The sequence below is a fragment of the Streptomyces aureus genome (genome assembly GCF_001418135.1).
Lineage (GTDB): Bacteria > Actinomycetota > Actinomycetes > Streptomycetales > Streptomycetaceae > Streptomyces > Streptomyces aureus_A.
The window spans coordinates 1-1103 of the sequence record NZ_LIPQ01000576.1; the positions used below are offsets into that span (position 1 = coordinate 1).

At 73.0% G+C, this 1103-nt stretch carries 1 protein-coding gene; it reads right to left on the minus strand.

Annotated features, from left to right (window positions below; translation table 11 throughout):
* On the minus strand, nt 1–1069 hold a 1069-nt coding region (locus tag AOK00_RS34330; protein ID WP_055604049.1), incomplete at its 3' end, for a glycosyltransferase family 2 protein.
* Nucleotides 1070–1103: the final 34 nt, after the last annotated feature.

Consider the following 1103-nt stretch of genomic DNA (forward strand, 5'->3'; position numbering starts at 1 on the left):
AAGCGGCGGTAGCCGAAGCGGTGGCAGGGGCGGTGGTGGACGCGGTGGCTTCCGGGCGGTCCGCCGGGCGGGCCTTCCCGCGACCCCGCACGCTGGGCCCGAAGTCCGGCTCGGTGAGCCAGCGGACGGTGCCCCGCGCCGCGCCGAGCACGATCGCCTGGTGCAGCACGAAGTGGACGGCGGTGAAGTAGAGGAGGAAGCCGGCACCGCGGGTCCGCAGCGCGAACCGGCTCAGGCCCGGATCGGCGCAGGTGAAGACCAGCGCGCACAGGGCGGGGACGAGCAGGAGCCACGGGGTGAGCAGGCCGAGCAGCAGGGTGGGGAGGGTGAGCGCGGCGGCCAGGACGCCGAGCGGCCGGTTGGCGGTGAGGCCGCCCTCCCTCAGCTGCCCGAGCGCCGCGATGAGCAGCTGTGAACGCCGGTACTGCTCCCGGAGCATCGCCCCGAGGCGGTCGACGTCGTCGTGCCTGCCCCGGATCGCCTCCGTCATCACGATCCGGTGGGTGCGGACGAGCCGGCCGCTGTACTCGACGTCCTCCGAGTCCCGGAGGTTCTCGTCGAAGGGCCCGGTGGCCTCGAAGACGTCCTTGCGGATCGCGCCGAGGGCGAAGAACGCGGTGCGGACCTCGCCGACGGCGCGGCGGCGCCAGAAGTGGGCGTGCAGGGCGTGGTAGCGCTCCACGGGCCCGTCGTCGAAGAGCGGTTCGGGGTCGAGCACCCCGTGGACACAGCCGAGAGCGGGGTCGTCCCGGAGCAGGTCGGCGGCGTTCGCGAGGGCCTCGGGGTGGAGGGCCGTGTCCGAGTCGAGGAAGAAGAGGATCTCGCCGCGGGCGGCGGCGGCCCCGAGGTTCCGGGCGGCGGACACCCCGCTGTTGTGGGGGTTGGCGATCAGGACGACGTCGAACTGCCGGGCGATGTCCCGCGACCTGTCGGTGCTCGCGTCGTCGACGACGATGACGTCGAGCGGGGCGTGGGTCTGGGCGAAGACCGAGGTCAGACAGGCGTGGAGGGTCTTCTCGTAGTTGTAGTTGGGGATGACGACGGACACGCTGGGACGAGCCCTGGACATGGGGTTCCTTGGGAGGGCGGTCAGGGGGTCGCGG